The organism is Nonomuraea mangrovi (assembly GCF_042681425.1).
Classification (GTDB): Bacteria; Actinomycetota; Actinomycetes; order Streptosporangiales; family Streptosporangiaceae; genus Nonomuraea; species Nonomuraea mangrovi.
Map to the genome: position 1 here is coordinate 199,019 of NZ_JBHUFV010000022.1, position 16,398 is coordinate 215,416.

The window sequence follows — 16,398 nt, forward strand, 5'->3', positions numbered from 1 at the left end:
CACCGGTTCCTGCACAGCTTGACCACAGGGTTGTCCACAGGCTGCGTTGCCGTACCGTCTAACGACGGGCGAAACTGTCAGCCCGGTCGACTACAAGTGGGGGTGGTGCGACCGCCTGCTAGGTGTGTTCAAGGGGGCGCGGAGACCATGGAAGACGAAGAGCCGAGCGGCGGCGGCCCAGGATTCGAGCGCACCCCACCGAGCAACATCGAGGCGGAGCAGTCCGTTCTCGGCGGCATGCTGCTGTCCAAGGACGCCATCGCCGACGTCGTCGAGATCATCAGGTCCGACGACTTCTACCGCCCCGCACACCAGATGATCTACGAGGTCGTCACCGACCTGTACGGCAGGGGCGAGCCCGCCGACGCCGTCACCGTCTTCGACGAGCTCCAGAAGCGCGGCGAGATGGCCAGGGTGGGCGGCGCGGCCTACCTCCACACCCTGACCGCGGTCGTCCCCACCGCCGCCAACGCCGGCTACTACGCCAAGATCGTCCGAGAGCAGGCCATCCTCCGCCGCCTCATCGAGGCCGGCACCCGCATCGTCTCCTTCGGCTACGGCGGGCAGAACGAAGAGGTCGACGACCTGGTCGACCGCGCCCAGGCCGAGATCTACAAGGTCACCGAGCGCCGCACGTCCGAAGACTACGCGCCGCTGTCCGACATCATGCCCGGCGCCCTCGACGAGCTGGAGGCGATCGGCTCCCGAGGCGGCCAGATGGTCGGCGTCCCCACCGGCTTCCAGGACCTCGACAGCCTCACCAACGGTCTCCACCCCGGCCAGATGATCGTCGTCGCCGCCCGCCCCGCGATCGGCAAGGCGCTGGCGCTCGACACCCCGCTGCCCACGCCCACCGGCTGGACCACCATGGGGGAAGTCCGCGTGGGCGACCACCTCATCGGCGCGGACGGCAGGCCCACCAGGGTCGTCGCCGCCACCGGCGTCATGACCGGCAGGCCCTGCTACGAGGTCGAGTTCAGCGACGGCACCGTCATCGTCGCCGACGGCCGGCACCAGTGGCGAACCAGCACCTCGACAGGCCGCCGTGCCGCGCCCGAGCGAGCCTTCTCCCGGCACGAGGACACGGCGCGGCGGGTGCGCGGCGCCTACGCCGCCACCGCGGAGCGACCCGGACGGCTCACCGCGCACGAGCGGACACCGGTATGGACGCGGGGGGCCGCAGGGCTCGTCCCCGCCCACCTGTCCCCCCCGGTGCCCGGCGCGCTTCAGCACGCCCGGCCGGCCAGGCCCGCCTCGGTTACCAGGTCCGCTGCGAACGGGTTCGCCAGGCTCGCCCCAGTTACCAGGTCCGCTGCGAACGGGTTCGCTGTGACCAGGCTCGCCTCGGTCACCAGGTCCGCGCTGACCAGACCTGCCCCTGTGACCAGGCCGGAGCACGACGCCACGACCGAGGCGCACCGACGCGTGCGCACCACGGAGGAGATCGCCGCCTCCCTCCGCTCCGCCCCCGCAGGCCGGCGGCCCCGCCACGCGGTCGAGGTCGCGAGCGCCTTCCAGCTCGACGAGCAGGACCTGCCGCTGCCGCCGTACGCGCTGGGCATCTGGCTGGGCGACGGCCACGGCGGCGCGAGCCGGCTCGCCACGGCGGACCACGAGATCGCGGCCCACCTCGCGAGCGAGGGGCTGCGCATCGGCCAAGGGCAGGACCTCCTCCACGACGAGCGCGGGAGCATGCGGGACGTCCTGCGGTCACTGGGCCTCCTGGACGGCGCGCACGTCCCCGCGCGCTATCTCAGGGCCTCGGAGCGCCAACGCCGCGACCTCCTCGCGGGTCTGCTCGACTCCGGCGGCACGGTCGACGAGCGGGGACTGATCCAGTTCGCCCACACGAGCCGGCGGCTGGCCGAGGACGTGTTGGAGCTCGTCCTCAGCCTCGGATACCAGGCCACCGCGGGGACGGAGCCCGCCGAGGGGCGAACCCCGGGCTCCGCCACCTGCCACACGATCGGCTTCACGACGGCCGACCGGGTCTTCCGGCTGTCCAGCAAGGCGGCAAGGCTCGTCGGCGCCGTCCACCCGGCGACCCGCGTCCGGCACATCGTCGACGTCAGACCCATCGCGTCGGTGCCCGTCCGGTGCGTGGAAGTCGACAACGACGATCACATGTACCTCGCGGGCAGAGCCTGCGTCCCGACGCACAACAGCACGCTCGGCCTGGACTTCGCCCGATCGGCGGCGATCAAGCACGGCATGACCACCGTCATCTTCTCCCTGGAGATGTCGCGCAACGAGATCACCATGCGCCTGCTGTCGGCCGAGGCTCGCGTGGCGCTCCACTCGATGCGCTCGGGCATGATGAACGACGACGACTGGACCAGGCTCGCCCGCAGGATGAGCGAGGTGGCCGAGGCGCCGCTGTTCATCGACGACTCGCCCAACATGTCGATGATGGAGATCAGGGCCAAGTGCCGCCGCCTGAAACAACGCAACGACCTGCGGTTCGTCGTCATCGACTATCTCCAGCTGATGAGCTCGCCGAAGAAGACCGAGTCCAGGCAGAACGAGGTCTCGGAGATCTCCCGATCGATCAAGCTGCTGGCCAAGGAGCTCGAGGTGCCCGTCATCGCGATCTCCCAGCTCAACCGAGGCCCCGAGCAGCGCACCGACAAGCGCCCCGCCGTCAGCGACCTTCGCGAATCGGGATGTCTCACGGCCGACACCCGCATCCTCAGAGCCGACACCGGCGCTGAGACGACTCTCGGCGCTCTGCTGGAGTCGGGCGCGCGCGACGTTCCTGTCTGGTCGATGGACGACAACCTCCGGCTCGTTCCCCGGACGATGACCCATGTGTTCCCCAGCGGCACCAAAGAGGTCTTCCGCCTGCGGCTGACCTCCGGAAGAGAGATCACCGCGACCGCCAACCACCCGTTCCTGACCTACGGCGGCTGGCAGGCTCTCGGGGATCTCGGCCCAGGCGTCCGGCTGGCCGTCCCCCGCCATGTGCCTGCCCCGCGGCAGTTGCAGTCGTGGTCGGACAGTGAGGTCGCGCTGCTGGCCCACATGATCGGCGACGGCTCGTTCGTCGGGCGCCAGCCGATCCGCTACGCGAGTACGGACGAGCCATGCACGGTCGCGGTGACCGAGGCGGCTCGCCACTTCGGTGTCACCGCGGTGCGTGACGACGATGAGGCGGCCAGGGTGACCACCGTGCGGCTGCCCGCGCCGTATCGGCTGACGCACGGCAAGCGGAACCCTGTTGCGGCGTGGCTCGACTCCCTGGGGTTGTTCGGTCTCAGGAGCAACGAGAAGTTCGTCCCCGAAGGGGTCTTCGCGCTGCCCAAGCGGCAGATCGCCGACTTCCTGCGGCACCTGTGGGCGACGGACGGATGCGTGTGGTGGGATGACAAGCAGGGCCAGGCCCGCATCTCCTACTCCTCCACGAGCAGGCGGCTGATCGACGACGTGGCGCAACTGCTTCTGCGCTTCAACGTGATGACGAGGGTGAAGACGACCAGGAAGGGCGACCACCGTCCCGGCTACCAACTCGTCATCTACGGTGCCGAGAACCAGCGCCGTTTCCTGGACGACATCGGGGTCCACGGAGAGCGTGCAGCGCAGGCGGAGCGTTGCCTCGCCGGGCTGAGCCACGTCAAGAGCGACACCAACCTCGACACCGTGCCCGCTGAGGTGTGGGGGCGAGTGCGCGAGGTCCTGACGGAGAAGGGAATGACCCACCGGCGGTTCGCCGACGACCTGGGCACGCAGTTCTGTGGCAGTGCGCTGTCGAAGCCCGCGCCGAGTCGTGAGCGGCTGGGACGGGTGGCCGCCATTCTCGACGATGCCCAGATGGACATGCTGGCCACCAACGACGTCTTCTGGGACGAGATCGCCTCGATCGAGAGCCTGGGCGAACAGCCTGTGTACGACGCCACGGTGCTCGGCACGCACAACTTCGTGGCCAACGGGATCAGCGTCCACAACTCGATCGAGCAGGATGCGGACATGGTGATCCTGCTGCATCGTGAGGACGCGTATGAGCGGGAGTCGCCCAGGGCGGGTGAGGCTGACCTGATCGTGGCCAAGCACCGTAACGGCCCCACCGCGACCGTCACCGTCGCCTTCCAGGGTCACTACAGCCGGTTCGTGGACATGGCCCAGCACTAGCTGGCCCACGACGGGCCGCGGCGGGGTCTCGTCGGCTGGGCCGGCCCAGGCTGGATAGGGTTGATCGATGGAGGAGATCGCGGGAGAGCCGTCGGAGGACCGTTCTGATGCGCGGTACGCGGCCCGCCTGGCGGCGTACGGGGCCGTCTCCACCCGGTTGTCGTTGATGAGCGACCGGCGGTTGGGCGAGGTCGTCGCGGCGGCCGGCGAGCGCGGGGCCGGAATCGGCGGCAGGTCGGCGGAGGTGGAGCTCGACGGGACTCGGGTGTTCGTCAAGCGGGTGCCCCTGACGGACGTCGAGCTGCGGCCGGAGCACGCGCGCTCGACGGCGAACGTGTTCGGGCTGCCGATGTTCTACCAGTACGGCATCGGCTCGGCCGGGTTCGGTGCGTGGCGTGAACTGGCCGTCCACACCATGACGACCAACTGGGTCCTGGGCGACGAGTATGAGGGGTTCCCGCTGATGTACCACTGGCGGATCCTGCCTGACTCGCCTCCTCGCGGGTTCGCCGACGAGTTCGGGGGCCTCGAAGGGGCGGTGGCGCACTGGGACGGCTCGGCGGCCGTGCGGGGACGTCTGGAAGCGATCGGGCGGTCCACGTTCAGTCTGGTGCTCTTCCTGGAACACGTGCCGTGGACTCTGGGCGCCTGGCTGGCCGACCACCCGACCGCCGCGACGTTCCTGTGGGCGGAGGAGGCTCTGGCACGAGGGGCCGCGTACATGAGCTCTCGTGAGCTCGTGCACTTCGACGCTCATTTCCACAACGTGCTGACGGACGGGCGGCGGCTCTACTTCGCCGATTTCGGGCTGGCCCTGAGCGCGGGTTTCGACCTCTCGGCGGGGGAGGCCGCTTTCCTCTCCGACCATCTGGCGTACGACCGCCACTACACGGCGGCCCATCTGCTCCGCCATCATCTGCTCGCCGGCCTGCGCGGCGGCACCGAGCACGGGGCTTTCCTGCGGGAGTGGCTCGATCGCGAACGGCCGGCCGGGATCCCCGCGGAGATCGCCGCGATCATCGATCGGCACGCGCGGGCGTCCCTCGTCCTGGACGACTTCCACCGCCGCCTGCTGACGGGCGGCAAGCGGGTACCGTTCCCTGCCGCCGAGCTCGGGGGACCCGGGGGCGGCGTGGGGGAGCCGCCGGGGTAGCGTGCGGGCTGGGTGCGATTTCGTTGCGGCGACGAGGCGGGGAAGTGTCTGACGTTATCCGTGGTGTGTTGTTCGACATCGACGACACCCTCTTCGACTACACCAGCGCCGAACGGGCCGGTCTGCTCGGGACCCTGGCGGCCGAGGGGCTGGTGGCGGTGTTCCCTTCGCCTGAGGAGGCGGTGGCGCTCTGGCGGGGGATCATGGAGGAGGAGTACGCCAGGTTCCTCGTCGGTGAGCTGACCTTCGAGGAGCAAAGGCTCGTGCGGGTCAGCAGGTTCCTCGGAAGGACGGTCGGCGAGGAGGAGGCGACGGCCTGGTTCGCGGGCTACTCGGCGCTCGTCAACGCCGCGTGGTCGGCCTTCCCTGACGCGGCTCCCGTGCTGGAGGCGCTCGCGCCGCGTTACCGGCTGGGCGTGGTGTCCAACTCGACGCTGGCGCATCAGCTGGACAAGCTGACCGCGCTGGGACTGCTCGCGCACTTCGGCGAGGCGGCGATCGTGTGTTCCAGCGAGTACGGCCAGGCGAAGCCGTACCCGGGGATCTTCCTGGAGGGTTGCGCGCGGCTCGGCCTGCCTCCTGAGCAGGTCGCGTTCGTGGGCGACAAGTACGACGTCGACGCCCTCGGGGCGCGTGACGCGGGGCTGCGCCCGTTCTGGCTGGACAGGTCGGGCGGCGCCGCCGGGCAGGGAGCGGGCGCGCCGGTGGACGAGGGGGTGACGGTCATCGGCTCGCTGGAGGAGCTGGTGGCGGAACTGGACGCGGTCAGCCGGCGTAGATCAGGTCACGGTAGGGCTGGATGAGATTCTCGAAGACGGCGATGAACTCGGCGGCCGCCTCGGCGAGTTCCTCGGCCGGCGGCGGTGTGGCGGGTTCGAGCGCGTGGCGGACGACGAAAGCCATCGTCTCGGCCTTGGCCTGGCGGTCGAGCTCGGCGACTTGCGGGTCGAGCTCGTCGATGAGGTAGAAGCCGCCGTTGAGCGCGCTCATCGCGTAGCTCAGGTTGGGCACGTCGGCGCGGAGCAGGCCGTGGCCGACCATCAGGTCGAACATGCGGGTGGCGGCCAGCAGTTCCTGGCTCTGCAGCGGCCGGTCGGCCAGCATGCCCTGCAGCGGCCTGGTGTCGCCGGTGATGAGCACCTGCAGGACGGGCCTGTTCTGGATGTCGATGAACGAGAACGGCAGCAGCCGGTGGGGGAGCACGGTGGCCGGGTCGCGGCGCAGCTCCTCGAGGAGCGTTTCGAGGTAGGCGACGGCTTCGCGCAGGAGGAGGGCCTCGAACAGCTGCCGCTTGGTGCGCCAGTGGAGGTAGACGGTGCCTTTGCCGATGGCGGCCCGCCGGGCGATGTCGTCGATCGTCACCTTGCGGTAGCCGTGCTGGATCAGGAGCTCGGCGGCCGCGTCGAGGATCCGGTCGGCGCGTTCCTGCGCCATGGGCCCTCCCGAACACTCGCTGACCGTTGGTCGAATCTATCGCAGGCGGAAGGTGAGGTGCGTGGCCTGCGGACGCGCGGTTCGGCGCGGTCGAGGGAGCTGCCGGGCCCGGCGGCCCGGCCGTCAAGCGAGGGCCGTCACATCCCGAAAAATCATCAGATATCCCGATGAATGTGACGTATGAGACATCGGGCCTCGGAATCCGGCCTGATCATCCCAGCGCTACACGAGATAGGCAAAGCGAAAGGGAAGTGGAATCATGGCCTACCTCATCGCCTACGACGGCTCGGCCGACTCGCGGCACGCGATCGAGTTCGCCGCCAAGCATCTCAGCGCCGAGCGCACCGTGATCGTCACGGTATGGGAGCCGCTGCTCGTCCAGCTCGCCAGGCACGGCGCGGCCGCGGCCGCCATCGTTCCAGGCGAGGACCCCGAGGAGCTGCGGATCCAGGCCGAGGCGCACGCCAAGGAGGGCGCCGAGCTGGCCATCGCCTCCGGTCTGTCCGACGTCACCTACCGCGCGGTGGCCGACAGGACCGCCATCTGGCAGGCGATCGTCGACCTCGCCGACGAGATCGACGCCTCCCTCGTCGTCACGGGATCGCGCGGCCTCAGCGGCGTGCGGTCGGTGCTGCTCGGCAGCGTCAGCAACCACGTGCTGCACCACGCGCGGCGACCGACGCTGATCGTGCCTCCGGCCCCGGAGACTCGCTGACCTTGGCGCATGCGGGGGGCCGCAGGTGGGTGTCGATGCGCCTGGCCCCAGGCCCCTCCTCGCCGAGCAGGTCGCGCGGGTTGGCCAGCACGCACCTGTCGAGGGACAGACACCCGCAGCCGATGCAGTCGGTGAGGTCGTCGCGCAGCCTCAGCAGCTGCTCGATGCGGTCGTCCAGCTCCGTCCGCCAGATGGCCGACAGGCGGGCCCAGTCGTCACGGTTCGGCGTGCGGCCCTCGGGCAGCTCGGCCAGCGCGTCCTTGATGGTCTTCAGGGGGATGCCGATGCGCTGGGCCAGCCGTACGAAGGCGACCCTGCGGAGGGTGTCGCGGGAGTAGCGGCGCTGGTTGCCCGTGGTGCGGCGGCTGGAGATCAGGCCTTTGGCCTCGTAGAAGTGAAGGGCGGAGACGGCCACGCCGCTGCGCTCGGACAGCTGGCCGACGGACAGCTCCTTCGCGTTCCACGGCGCGGTCATCGCGTCACCGGCCGGAAGTGTGTCACCAGCCGCCCCTGGTCGAAGACGTGCAGGGCGAAGGCGGGCGGCAGGTCGTGGTCGACGAGGGCCTCGCTCTCCGTGGGCGTCAGCAGCGTGGAGACCACGCCGGGCGCCACGATCAGCGGACGGCCCGCGAAGGTGGTCGCGACCCCTGTGTGGGCGTGTCCCGCGAGCACGGCGACGACGTGCGGGTGCCGGTCGAGGAGCGCGGCGAGCCGTTCGGGCTCCTGGAGGCGGATCTCGTCCACGTACGGCACGCCCAGCGCCACGGCCGGATGGTGCATGCCGACGAAGGCGGGAACGTCGGGCCGCTCCGACAGGACCTCGTCCAGCCACGCGATGGTCTCGTCGGCCAGCCGGCCGTCGTCCCTGCCGGGAATGCTGGAGTCGGCCAGCGCGATCGTGACGCCGTCGAGCCGCAGCACCTGGTTGGCCGGGCCGATGACCTTCTCGAACTCGGGGACGGTGTCGTGGTTGCCGGGGCAGACGATCAGGGGGACCGGCGAGCGCAGCAGGTCGCGTGCCGTCTCGTACTCCTCGACCAGAGCGTGGTCGGCGATGTCGCCGGTGACCAGGATCGCGTCGAGCCGCCCAGGGAAGGACAGAAGGCGCCGCATGACGAGTGCGGCACGGTCGACGCTCTGTTCGGATCCGCCGATGTGGATGTCGCTGATATGCGCGAATACCTGCATTGCTCAAGACTAAACGGACAGGCGTCTACCATCTGGACAGTGAACACGATTCAGGCTGAGTTCGAGGTTTTCGACGAGCGGTTCGCCGGCGTCGGTGGCGACGAGCGGATAGAGATCCTCCATACGGGTACGCGGTGGGCGGAGGGCCCCTGCTACTTCCCCGCAGGCCGCTATCTCGTCTGGAGCGACATCCCCAACGACAGGATGCTGCGGTGGGACGAGCAGTCGGGCCACGTCGGCCCCTTCCGCCTGCCCTCCGGCTACGTCAACGGCAACACCCGTGACGCCGGCGGCCGGCTCCTGTCCTGCGAGCAGGGCAACCGCAGGGTCACCCGCACCGAGCACGACGGTTCGATCACCGTCATCGCCGACCGGTGGGAGGGCAAGCGGCTCAACAGCCCGAACGACGTGGTGGAGAAGTCGGACGGGTCGATCTGGTTCACCGACCCGCCGTACGGCATCACCAGCGACTACGAGGGTCATCGGGCCGAGCAGGAGATCGACGGCTGCCACGTCTACCGTGTCGACCCCGGCAGCGGCGAGGTGACCCGCGTGGCCGAGGGGTTCGAGCGGCCGAACGGGCTGGCGTTCAACGCCGACGAGAGCCTGCTGTACGTCGTCGACACCAGGCGCAGGCACCTGCGCGTCTTCGACGTCCACGGCGACGGCACGCTGTCGGGCGGCAAGGTGCTGGCCGAGGGCACCTCCGACGGCATCAGGCTGGACGACGCGGGCAGGATCTGGGCGGCCGGAGACGGCGGCGTGCTCTGCTTCGACCCGGACGGCACGCTGATCGGCAGGCTGGCGATCCCCGAGAAGGTCTCCAACCTGACCTTCGGAGGGCTGAAGCGCAACTGGCTGTTCATCACCGCCTCCACCTCGCTCTACGCGCTGATGACCAACGTGCGGGGCCTCATTCCCAGCGGAACAGCCTGACGGCGAGCGTCCCGAACACCACCAGCCCCGCCGCCAGGACGAGCAGGTGGGGCAGGTGGGGCGCCTGTCCCGCCCACGTGGCGGCCAGCGCCCTGGCGAACGGCCCGGCCACCGAGTAGTCGCCGACCACTCGCGCGACCTCGGGCAGGTACTCGCGCGGCACCCACAGGCCCGCCACGAACATCAGAGGGAACATCACCGCCGACCCGATGATCGGCGCGATCTTCCCGTTGGGCGCCAGGGCCGCGATCACCAGGCCCATCGCCATCAGCGCCGCCCCGCCGAGCAGGAACACCAGCACGAAGCCCGCAGGGTTGCGCGGCAGGCCGGGCCCGGCCACGATCAGCAGCGTGGTGGACACCACGGCGACCACCAGGTTGATCAGCAGCTGGACGGCCAGCATCCGCAGGGGCGAGACGGGCGTCGTCGACATCCTGCGCAGCACACCCTGCTCCCTGTAGGTGGCCAGCACGGCGGGCAGCACGCTGAACGACAGCGTCAGCATCGACAGCATGACCATCATCGCGGGGAACGCGGGACCCGCGACCCCGCCGAGGAACAGCAGCAGCAACAGCGGCAGCGCGATCGTGAACAGCAACGACCAGCCGTCCCGCAGGTGCAGCTTCGTCTCGACGAGCAGGATCTTGCTCACGTGAGGCTCCTTCCCGTGAGTGCGAGGAAGACGTCCTCGAGCGTGGCCTGCTCGATGCGCAGGTCGGTGGGGATGATGTGCTTCTCGGCCAGCGCCAGCGTGACCGCGGGCGCCAGGTCGCCCGAGCCCGTGACGGTGACCTGCTCGCCGTTCCTCAGCACCTCCACGACCTCGGGTACGGCGAGCAGCAGCCCGTCGTCCACCGGAGCCGACGGCCTGAACCTGACGCGCTGCGCGGCCTCGACCTGGCCGATGAGCGCGCTCGGTGAGTCGAGCGCGGCGACCCGTCCGGCGGAGATGAGCGCGACCCTGTCGCACAGCCGCTCCGCCTCCTCCATGAAGTGGGTGACCAGCACGATCGTGACGCCGTCGGCCCTGACCTGCTCGATCAGGTTCCAGGTGTCCCTGCGGGCCTGCGGGTCGAGTCCTGTGGTCAGCTCGTCGAGCACGGCCACCCTCGGCCTGCCGACCAGGGCGAGGGCGACGGAGAGCCGCTGCCGCTGGCCGCCGGAGAGCTTGGCGAAGGTCGTGTTCCGCTTGTCGGACAGGCCCACCGTGTCGAGCAGCGCCTGCCAGTCGGCCGGATCGGGGTAGAAGGAGGCGAAGAGGTCGAGCGCCTCCCACACCTTGATCTTCTCGGGCAGGGCGGCGCTCTGCAGCTGGGCGCCGAGCAGGCGGCGGACCGCGTCACGCTCGTGCACGGGGTCGTGCCCGCCCACCCTGATCGTGCCGCTGGAGGGTACGCGCAGGCCGGCGACGCATTCGACGGTGGTGGTCTTGCCCGCGCCGTTGGGGCCGAGCACGCCGAAGATCTCACCCTCGTCGACGGCGAACGACACGTCGTCCACCGCCACGTGCTCTCGGTAGCGTTTGTGGAGGTTCGTGACCTCGATGACCTTCATGGCCACAACGCTAGAAATCCGGGGATCAGCCGGTAAGACGGCTGGACGCACGGTAAGGGTGTGGCTAGGTGCAATGTGCATCTCGCTGGATTCGCGCACACTGGAAGGCATGCTGCGCAGAAACCTGGGGTTGCTCGCGCTGGTGGTCGTCGAGGTGCCACTGGTGCTGTTGTCGCTTCTCATGATGCTCGGCGCCTTCGCCCTGGGGCTCGTCCCGTTCTTTCCGCCCACGGTGATGATGGTCAGGCGCGTGACGCAGCTCACCAGGCGGATGACGGGCATCGACGTGCCGTACCACCCCGAGCCGCCGCCGCCCGTGCCGCAGGCCGACGGCTGGTACCGCTCGGACCGCACGCTCTACAAGACGCCGCGGGTGCCGAGGTGGAACGACCGGTGGAAGTGGGTGTTCGGCGACCCCGCCACGTGGCGGGACTTCCTGTGGCTGCTCATCGACCCGCTGGTGAAGATGGTGCTCGCCGTACCGCTGCTGGTGGTCCCCGCGGCGGCGCAGCGGGTCTACGGGCAGTGGGCGGTGCTGTTGCTCGCGCCGACGGCCAAGAGCAGGCTGGTGGGCCAGGTGCGGCGGCTGTCGGAGTCCCGCTCGACGACGGTCGACTCGCAGGCCGCCGAGATGCGCAGGATCGAGCGCGACCTGCACGACGGAGCCCAGGCCAGGCTCGTCGCGCTCGGCATGACGCTCGGCGCGGTCGAGGAGCTGGTCAGGACCGACCCCACGGCGGCCGTGGCGTTGCTGGCCAAGGCGCGCGACGCCTCCGCTGAGGCGCTGGCCGAGCTGCGCGGGGTGGTGCGCGGCATCCACCCGCCCGTCCTGGCGGAACGCGGGCTCGGCGACGCGGTGAAGGCGCTGGCCCTGGACAGTCCCCTGCGGGTGGACGTGCAGGTGGACCTTCCCGTGCGGCTCGAGACCCCGGTCGAGACCGCCCTGTACTTCGCGATCAGCGAGCTGCTGTCGAACGCGGCCAGGCACTCCGACGCCGAACGCGTCACCGTCGAGATCGCCCACTCCGAACGCGACGTGACCGTCATGGTGTGGGACGACGGTGGCGGCGGCGCCGATCCCTCGCGCGGCAGCGGCCTGAACGGCATCGAACGCCGCCTGGCGGCCTTCGACGGCGTGCTCGCGCTGTCCAGCCCGCTCGGCGGGCCCACCACCGTGGCGATGTCGGTGCCGCTGGCCCTTCCCGAGGAGTACGGCAGGCCGAAGACGCGGATGCCGAAATGGCAGACCGCGATCGTGGTGGTCTGCTGGAGCCTGGCCTGGTGCCCGCTGTTCCCCCAGGGCATCGTCACCGCCATCTTCAAGATCTTCGACATCGACGTGCGGTCGTGGTTCCTGGCGCTGTATCTGGACGAGCCGTGGCAGTGGCCGGTGATCGTCGGCATGATCGCGCTGGGCTCGCTCATGTACGGCCTTGCCCTCTACCTGCCGATGCGCCACAACAGAGAACGCTGGATGGCCGAGGCCTCCCCGCGCCGCCCCTGGTTCGGCACATGCTGAACCGCGTGCTGGTCGCCGAGGACCTCTATCTGCTCAGGGACGGCCTGGTCCACCTGCTCCAGGCTCACGGCTTCACGGTCGTCGCGGCCGTCGACGACGGCCCCTCGCTGCAGCGGGCGCTGGTCGAGCTGCGGCCCGACGTCTCCGTGGTCGACGTACGGCTGCCGCCCACCTTCACCGACGAAGGCCTGCAGGCCGCGCTCGAGGCCCGCACGCGGATCCCCGGTCTGCCCGTCCTGGTGCTGTCGCAGCACGTGGAGCAGCTCTACGCGAGAGAACTGCTGGCCGACGGGTCGGGCGGCATCGGCTACCTGCTGAAGGACAGGGTGTTCAACGCCGAGCAGTTCGTCGACGCCGTGCGCAGGGTCGCCGAGGGCGGCACCGCGATGGACCCCGAAGTGATCGCCAAACTGCTGGCGAGCACCGCCAGGCACGAGCCGCTCGCCAGGCTCACCCCGCGCGAGCGGGAGGTGCTGGGGGCGATGGCCGAAGGCAGGTCGAACGCGGCCATCGCCCAGCGGCTCTACCTGAGCGAGAGCGCCGTGGGCAAACACACGGCGTCCATCTTCGCCAAACTCGACCTGGCCCCCTCCGATGACGACAACAGGAGGGTGCTGGCCGTCCTGGCCTACCTCAACGCGGCCAGGCGCTAGCCGCGTGCGCGGAGGCGCTCGCGGTGTGGTGTCTTCGTCGGCCGGCTCCGTCCTCACCGGCCGTCGTCGTGCGGGGTGTCCCGCGTTCGAGCTGCGGCGGGATCATCTGGGGCGGTCAGGTTTGTCAGTGCCACCGGCTAACGTTTGGGGAGAAACCGGCGACGAAGGGATGGCTCAGGTGAAGTTCCGGGTTAACCGCGATGTGCTGGCTGACGCGGTGGCGTGGGCGGCCCGAGTCCTCCCCACCCGCCCCTCCGCCCCCGTGCTGTCCGGTCTTCTGCTCGAAGCGGGCGACGAGCTGAGCCTGTCCGCCTTCGACTACGACGTCTCCGCGCAGGCCCGCATCGAGGCCGAGATCGACGAGCCTGGCCAGGTGCTGATCCCCGGCAGGCTGCTCGCCGAGCTCAGCCGCAGCCTGCCGCACGAGCCGGTCCAGATCGTCACCGACGGCGCGGAGGCCGTGCTGACCTGTGGCAGCGCCGAGTTCGGGCTGGTGACCATGCCGGTCGAGGACTTCCCCACACTGCCCCAGATGCCCCCTGCCATCGGCGCGGTCGGCGGAGGCGTGTTCGCCGCCGCGGTCGGCCAGGTGGCGCCCGCGGCCAGCCGCGACGACACGCTGCCCATGCTGACCGGCATCCGGGTCGACATCGCCGGCGACACCGTGGCCATGGCGGCCACCGACCGCTACCGCATCGGCGCCCGCGACTTCACCTGGCGTCCCGTCGAGCCCGACGTCAACATCTCGGCCATGGTCCCGGCCAGGGTGCTGGTCGAGGTGGCCAAGTCGTTGCGCGGCGGCGAGGTGTCGATCGCGATGGGCGACGGGGTGGCGGGCTTCGAAAGCGTCGGCCGCAGCACCACCGTGCGTCTGCTCGACGAACAGTTCATCGACTACCGCACCCGCCTGACGGCCGACTGGCCGCTGCGGGCCGACGTGCGCGTGGTCCCGTTCGTGGAGGCGATCAAGCGGGTGGCGCTCGTCGCCGAACGCAACACCCGCGTCAAGCTGACGTTCACGCAGGGGCAGGTGCTCATCCAGGCGGGCGGCGGCGACGTCGGGCGCGGGGCCGAGGTGGTCGAGTGCGACCTGCGAGGCGAGGACATCCAGATCGCCTTCCAGTCGCAGTTCCTGCTCGACGGGCTGACGGGGATCGAGACGGAGCTGGCGCGCATCAACATGGAGTCGCCGACCAGGCCCGCGATGATCACCGATGTTCCCGGTGACGCCGACCCGGCCTTCCGCTACCTCGTCATGTCCCTGCGACTGGCCTGACCGCCCGCCGCGCGGGTCAGGAGCCGCGCGGGGCTACCAGGCCGGATTCGTAGGCGAGGACGACGAGCTGAGCGCGGTCGCGGGCGTGGAGCTTGGCCATAGCTCGGTTGATGTGGGTTTTCGCGGTCAGCGGGCTGATCACCATGCGGTCCGCGATCTGGTCGTTGGACAGGCCCTGCGCGACCAGGACGACGGCCTCGCACTCGCGGTTGGTCAATTCCTTCAGCCTCGCGTCACTTCCGGCGTTGAGCGGCTGGGTGACGTACCTGTCGATGAGTTTGCGGGTGATCGACGGGGCGAGCAGCGCGTCGCCGCGCGCGGCGACGCGTACGGCGTGAAGGAGGTCTTCGGGCAGGATGTCCTTGACGAGGAATCCGGCCGCGCCGGCGCGCAGCGCGTTGAAGACGTATTCGTCGAAGCCGTAGTTGGTCAGGATGACGACGTGCACCCCGGCCAGGGCCGGATCAGCGGCGATGCGCCGGGTCGCCTCGATGCCGTCGACGACCGGCATCCGGATGTCGATGAGAGCGACGTCGGGCAGATGTTCCTTGGCCAGGGCCAGGCCCTCCAGCCCGTCGCCGGCCTCGGCCACCACCTCGATGTCGTCTTCGAGGTCGAGAAGCGCGCGGAATCCGCTGCGCAGGAGCGGCTGGTCGTCGACCAGCAGGACACGGATCACGACGTCTGGTCTACAGGGAGTTCGGCCTGGACGGTGAAGCCACCCTCGCCGCGCGGCTCCGCGCGCAGGCGACCGCCGAGGGCGATGACGCGTTCGCGCATCCCGAGCAGCCCGACGCCGGGCACCGGGGCGTTGTCCGGCGTGGCCTTGCCGTCGTCATCGATGCGTACCGCGAGGGCGTCAGGACGGCAGTCGATCCGGACCGACGCGGTAGCGGCGGCGGCATGCCGGGAGATGTTGGTGAGCGACTCCTGAACGATCCGGTAGACGGTCCGGCTCACCGCGGCCGGTACGTCGTGCCGTTGCCCTTCGATCGTCAACGTCGCGTCCAAGCCGATGGTTCGGGCCCGTTCCACCAGTTCCGGGACATGCTCGAGCCCACGCGGCGGGGTCGTGTCGTCGTCGCGCAGCGCCTGCAGGGTCGCGCGCAGTTCCCGGGTCGCCTCACGTCCGGCCTCCTGGATCGCCAGCAGGGCCTCCGGTACCTGTTCGCCCCGCCTGCGCGCCACGTGGACGGCGACTTCCGCCTGCACCTTGATGATCGAGATCTGGTGGGTGAGCGAGTCGTGCAGCTCCCGCGCGATGTGCAGCCGCTCCTCGTCGGCGCGGCGCCGCGCGGTCTCCTCCCGGGTGCGCTCGGCTTCGTCCGCCCGCCGCTCGGCCTGCCGCAGTGCTTCACCGGCGGCGCCGGCCGCGATCAGCCAGGCCAGCTCGAGGGCGCCTCGGGCCTGCGCGAGAGCCTCGCTCACGTCGTGCAGGCCCGAGACGAAGGCCGCGACGGGGAGAGCGGCCAGCAGGGTCACGCTCGCCGCCACCGTGAGGGTGCGGTGTCCGGCCCGTACGGCGGTGTAGACAGCGAACAGGTACGCGACGGCAGGCACGTCGAAACCGGCCGCCTGGTAACCCACCGCGCACAGTCCGGTCACGGCCAGGACGGGAATCGGAGCGCGGCGGCGCGCGGCCAGCACCAGGCCGCCGGCCGCCAGCAGCGCGTAACCGAAGAGGTCGAGGTTCGTGGCGGAGCTCTGCCCGGACAGCCCGGTGACCAGCAGCGTCGCCGTCACGCAGACGGCGATCGCCCAGTCTCTGACACCGTCCCGGACACCTGACCGACCTGTACTCATGCGCGCACCTTAGCCCGATGTCCGCGCGGCCGACTCCTGCGC

The 16,398-nt window shown here is 70.2% G+C and carries 15 protein-coding genes; 8 read left to right on the forward strand and 7 right to left on the reverse strand.

All coding sequences use genetic code 11. The features are described 5' to 3' along the window. Nucleotides 1–147: 147 nt before the first annotated feature. The 3 genes from ACFSKW_RS15165 to ACFSKW_RS15175 all read left to right on the forward strand — a co-directional run bounded on the left by ACFSKW_RS15165 (nt 148) and on the right by ACFSKW_RS15175 (nt 6,081). Entirely contained in the window at nt 148–4,125 is a 3,978-nt protein-coding gene (locus tag ACFSKW_RS15165; protein WP_379572862.1) for a replicative DNA helicase, read from the forward strand. Nucleotides 4,126–4,192: 67 nt separating this feature from the next. Next, nucleotides 4,193–5,278 carry a protein kinase family protein gene (locus tag ACFSKW_RS15170; protein WP_379572863.1) on the forward strand — a complete coding sequence of 362 codons (1,086 nt, stop codon included), beginning with the start codon at nt 4,193–4,195 and terminating at the stop codon, nt 5,276–5,278. A 44-nt stretch (nt 5,279–5,322) separates the two neighbouring features. Then, entirely contained in the window at nt 5,323–6,081 is a 759-nt protein-coding gene (locus ACFSKW_RS15175; RefSeq protein ID WP_379572864.1) for an HAD family hydrolase, read from the forward strand. Here the strand turns inward: ACFSKW_RS15175 and ACFSKW_RS15180 are convergent. Continuing rightward, the gene (locus ACFSKW_RS15180) at nt 6,044–6,712 is read right to left on the reverse strand and encodes a TetR/AcrR family transcriptional regulator (protein ID WP_379572865.1); all 669 of its coding nucleotides are present in this window, start codon (nt 6,710–6,712) and stop codon (nt 6,044–6,046) included. The genes ACFSKW_RS15175 and ACFSKW_RS15180 overlap by 38 nt on opposite strands. Before the next feature lie 259 nt (nt 6,713–6,971). On the opposite strand from ACFSKW_RS15180, the gene ACFSKW_RS15185 reads away from it, so the two are divergent. Next, nucleotides 6,972–7,427: a universal stress protein gene (locus ACFSKW_RS15185; RefSeq protein ID WP_379572866.1), complete on the forward strand. Its 456-nt coding sequence runs from the start codon at nt 6,972–6,974 to the stop codon at nt 7,425–7,427. On the opposite strand, the gene soxR is transcribed toward ACFSKW_RS15185, so the two are convergent. Together soxR and ACFSKW_RS15195 are read right to left on the reverse strand one after the other, a co-directional pair. Beyond that, nucleotides 7,357–7,902 carry a redox-sensitive transcriptional activator SoxR gene (soxR, locus tag ACFSKW_RS15190; protein WP_379572867.1) on the reverse strand — a complete coding sequence of 182 codons (546 nt, stop codon included), beginning with the start codon at nt 7,900–7,902 and terminating at the stop codon, nt 7,357–7,359. The two genes, ACFSKW_RS15185 and soxR, sit on opposite strands and share 71 nt — an antisense overlap. After that, nucleotides 7,899–8,615 (reverse strand): metallophosphoesterase, encoded by a 717-nt coding sequence (locus ACFSKW_RS15195; RefSeq protein WP_379572868.1) that lies wholly within the window; start codon nt 8,613–8,615, stop codon nt 7,899–7,901. Before ACFSKW_RS15195 ends, soxR begins: the two co-directional genes overlap by 4 nt. Nucleotides 8,616–8,654: 39 nt before the next feature. On the opposite strand from ACFSKW_RS15195, the gene ACFSKW_RS15200 reads away from it, so the two are divergent. Then, on the forward strand, nt 8,655–9,551 hold the full coding sequence (locus tag ACFSKW_RS15200; protein WP_379572869.1) for an SMP-30/gluconolactonase/LRE family protein: 897 nt from the start codon (nt 8,655–8,657) through the stop codon (nt 9,549–9,551). Here ACFSKW_RS15200 and ACFSKW_RS15205 read toward each other — a convergent pair. Together ACFSKW_RS15205 and ACFSKW_RS15210 are read right to left on the reverse strand one after the other, a co-directional pair. Continuing rightward, nucleotides 9,529–10,203, reverse strand: coding sequence for an ABC transporter permease (locus ACFSKW_RS15205; protein ID WP_379572870.1), 675 nt, complete (start codon nt 10,201–10,203; stop codon nt 9,529–9,531). The two genes, ACFSKW_RS15200 and ACFSKW_RS15205, sit on opposite strands and share 23 nt — an antisense overlap. Next, nucleotides 10,200–11,105: an ABC transporter ATP-binding protein gene (locus tag ACFSKW_RS15210; protein ID WP_379572871.1), complete on the reverse strand. Its 906-nt coding sequence runs from the start codon at nt 11,103–11,105 to the stop codon at nt 10,200–10,202. Before ACFSKW_RS15210 ends, ACFSKW_RS15205 begins: the two co-directional genes overlap by 4 nt. A gap of 109 nt (nt 11,106–11,214) precedes the next feature. Between ACFSKW_RS15210 and ACFSKW_RS15215 the strand changes: the two genes are divergently transcribed. The 3 genes from ACFSKW_RS15215 to dnaN all read left to right on the forward strand — a co-directional run bounded on the left by ACFSKW_RS15215 (nt 11,215) and on the right by dnaN (nt 14,553). Beyond that, on the forward strand, nt 11,215–12,624 hold the full coding sequence (locus tag ACFSKW_RS15215) for a sensor histidine kinase (protein ID WP_379572872.1): 1,410 nt from the start codon (nt 11,215–11,217) through the stop codon (nt 12,622–12,624). Beyond that, entirely contained in the window at nt 12,618–13,277 is a 660-nt protein-coding gene (locus tag ACFSKW_RS15220) for a response regulator (RefSeq protein ID WP_379572873.1), read from the forward strand. The genes ACFSKW_RS15215 and ACFSKW_RS15220 overlap by 7 nt, the downstream gene beginning before the upstream one ends. Before the next feature lie 178 nt (nt 13,278–13,455). Further along, nucleotides 13,456–14,553: a DNA polymerase III subunit beta gene (dnaN, locus tag ACFSKW_RS15225; protein ID WP_379572874.1), complete on the forward strand. Its 1,098-nt coding sequence runs from the start codon at nt 13,456–13,458 to the stop codon at nt 14,551–14,553. A gap of 16 nt (nt 14,554–14,569) precedes the next feature. Here dnaN and ACFSKW_RS15230 read toward each other — a convergent pair whose 3' ends face one another. Then, nucleotides 14,570–15,232 (reverse strand): response regulator, encoded by a 663-nt coding sequence (locus ACFSKW_RS15230; protein ID WP_379572875.1) that lies wholly within the window; start codon nt 15,230–15,232, stop codon nt 14,570–14,572. Beyond that, nucleotides 15,229–16,356 (reverse strand): sensor histidine kinase, encoded by a 1,128-nt coding sequence (locus ACFSKW_RS15235; protein WP_379572876.1) that lies wholly within the window; start codon nt 16,354–16,356, stop codon nt 15,229–15,231. Before ACFSKW_RS15235 ends, ACFSKW_RS15230 begins: the two co-directional genes overlap by 4 nt. Between the last annotated feature and the right edge of the window lie 42 nt (nt 16,357–16,398).

Bases quoted from the DNA above. Each gene is read 5' to 3' on its own strand.
- ACFSKW_RS15170 (WP_379572863.1), top strand. From the start codon at position 4,193: ATGGAGGAGATCGCGGGAGAGCCGTCGGAGGACCGTTCTGATGCGCGG.
- ACFSKW_RS15180 (WP_379572865.1), bottom strand. From the start codon at position 6,712: ATGGCGCAGGAACGCGCCGACCGGATCCTCGACGCGGCCGCCGAGCTC.
- soxR (WP_379572867.1), bottom strand. From the start codon at position 7,902: ATGACCGCGCCGTGGAACGCGAAGGAGCTGTCCGTCGGCCAGCTGTCC.
- ACFSKW_RS15185 (WP_379572866.1), top strand. From the start codon at position 6,972: ATGGCCTACCTCATCGCCTACGACGGCTCGGCCGACTCGCGGCACGCG.
- ACFSKW_RS15195 (WP_379572868.1), bottom strand. From the start codon at position 8,615: ATGCAGGTATTCGCGCATATCAGCGACATCCACATCGGCGGATCCGAA.
- ACFSKW_RS15235 (WP_379572876.1), bottom strand. From the start codon at position 16,356: ATGAGTACAGGTCGGTCAGGTGTCCGGGACGGTGTCAGAGACTGGGCG.
- ACFSKW_RS15165 (WP_379572862.1), top strand. From the start codon at position 148: ATGGAAGACGAAGAGCCGAGCGGCGGCGGCCCAGGATTCGAGCGCACC.
- ACFSKW_RS15210 (WP_379572871.1), bottom strand. From the start codon at position 11,105: ATGAAGGTCATCGAGGTCACGAACCTCCACAAACGCTACCGAGAGCAC.
- ACFSKW_RS15220 (WP_379572873.1), top strand. From the start codon at position 12,618: ATGCTGAACCGCGTGCTGGTCGCCGAGGACCTCTATCTGCTCAGGGAC.
- ACFSKW_RS15215 (WP_379572872.1), top strand. From the start codon at position 11,215: ATGCTGCGCAGAAACCTGGGGTTGCTCGCGCTGGTGGTCGTCGAGGTG.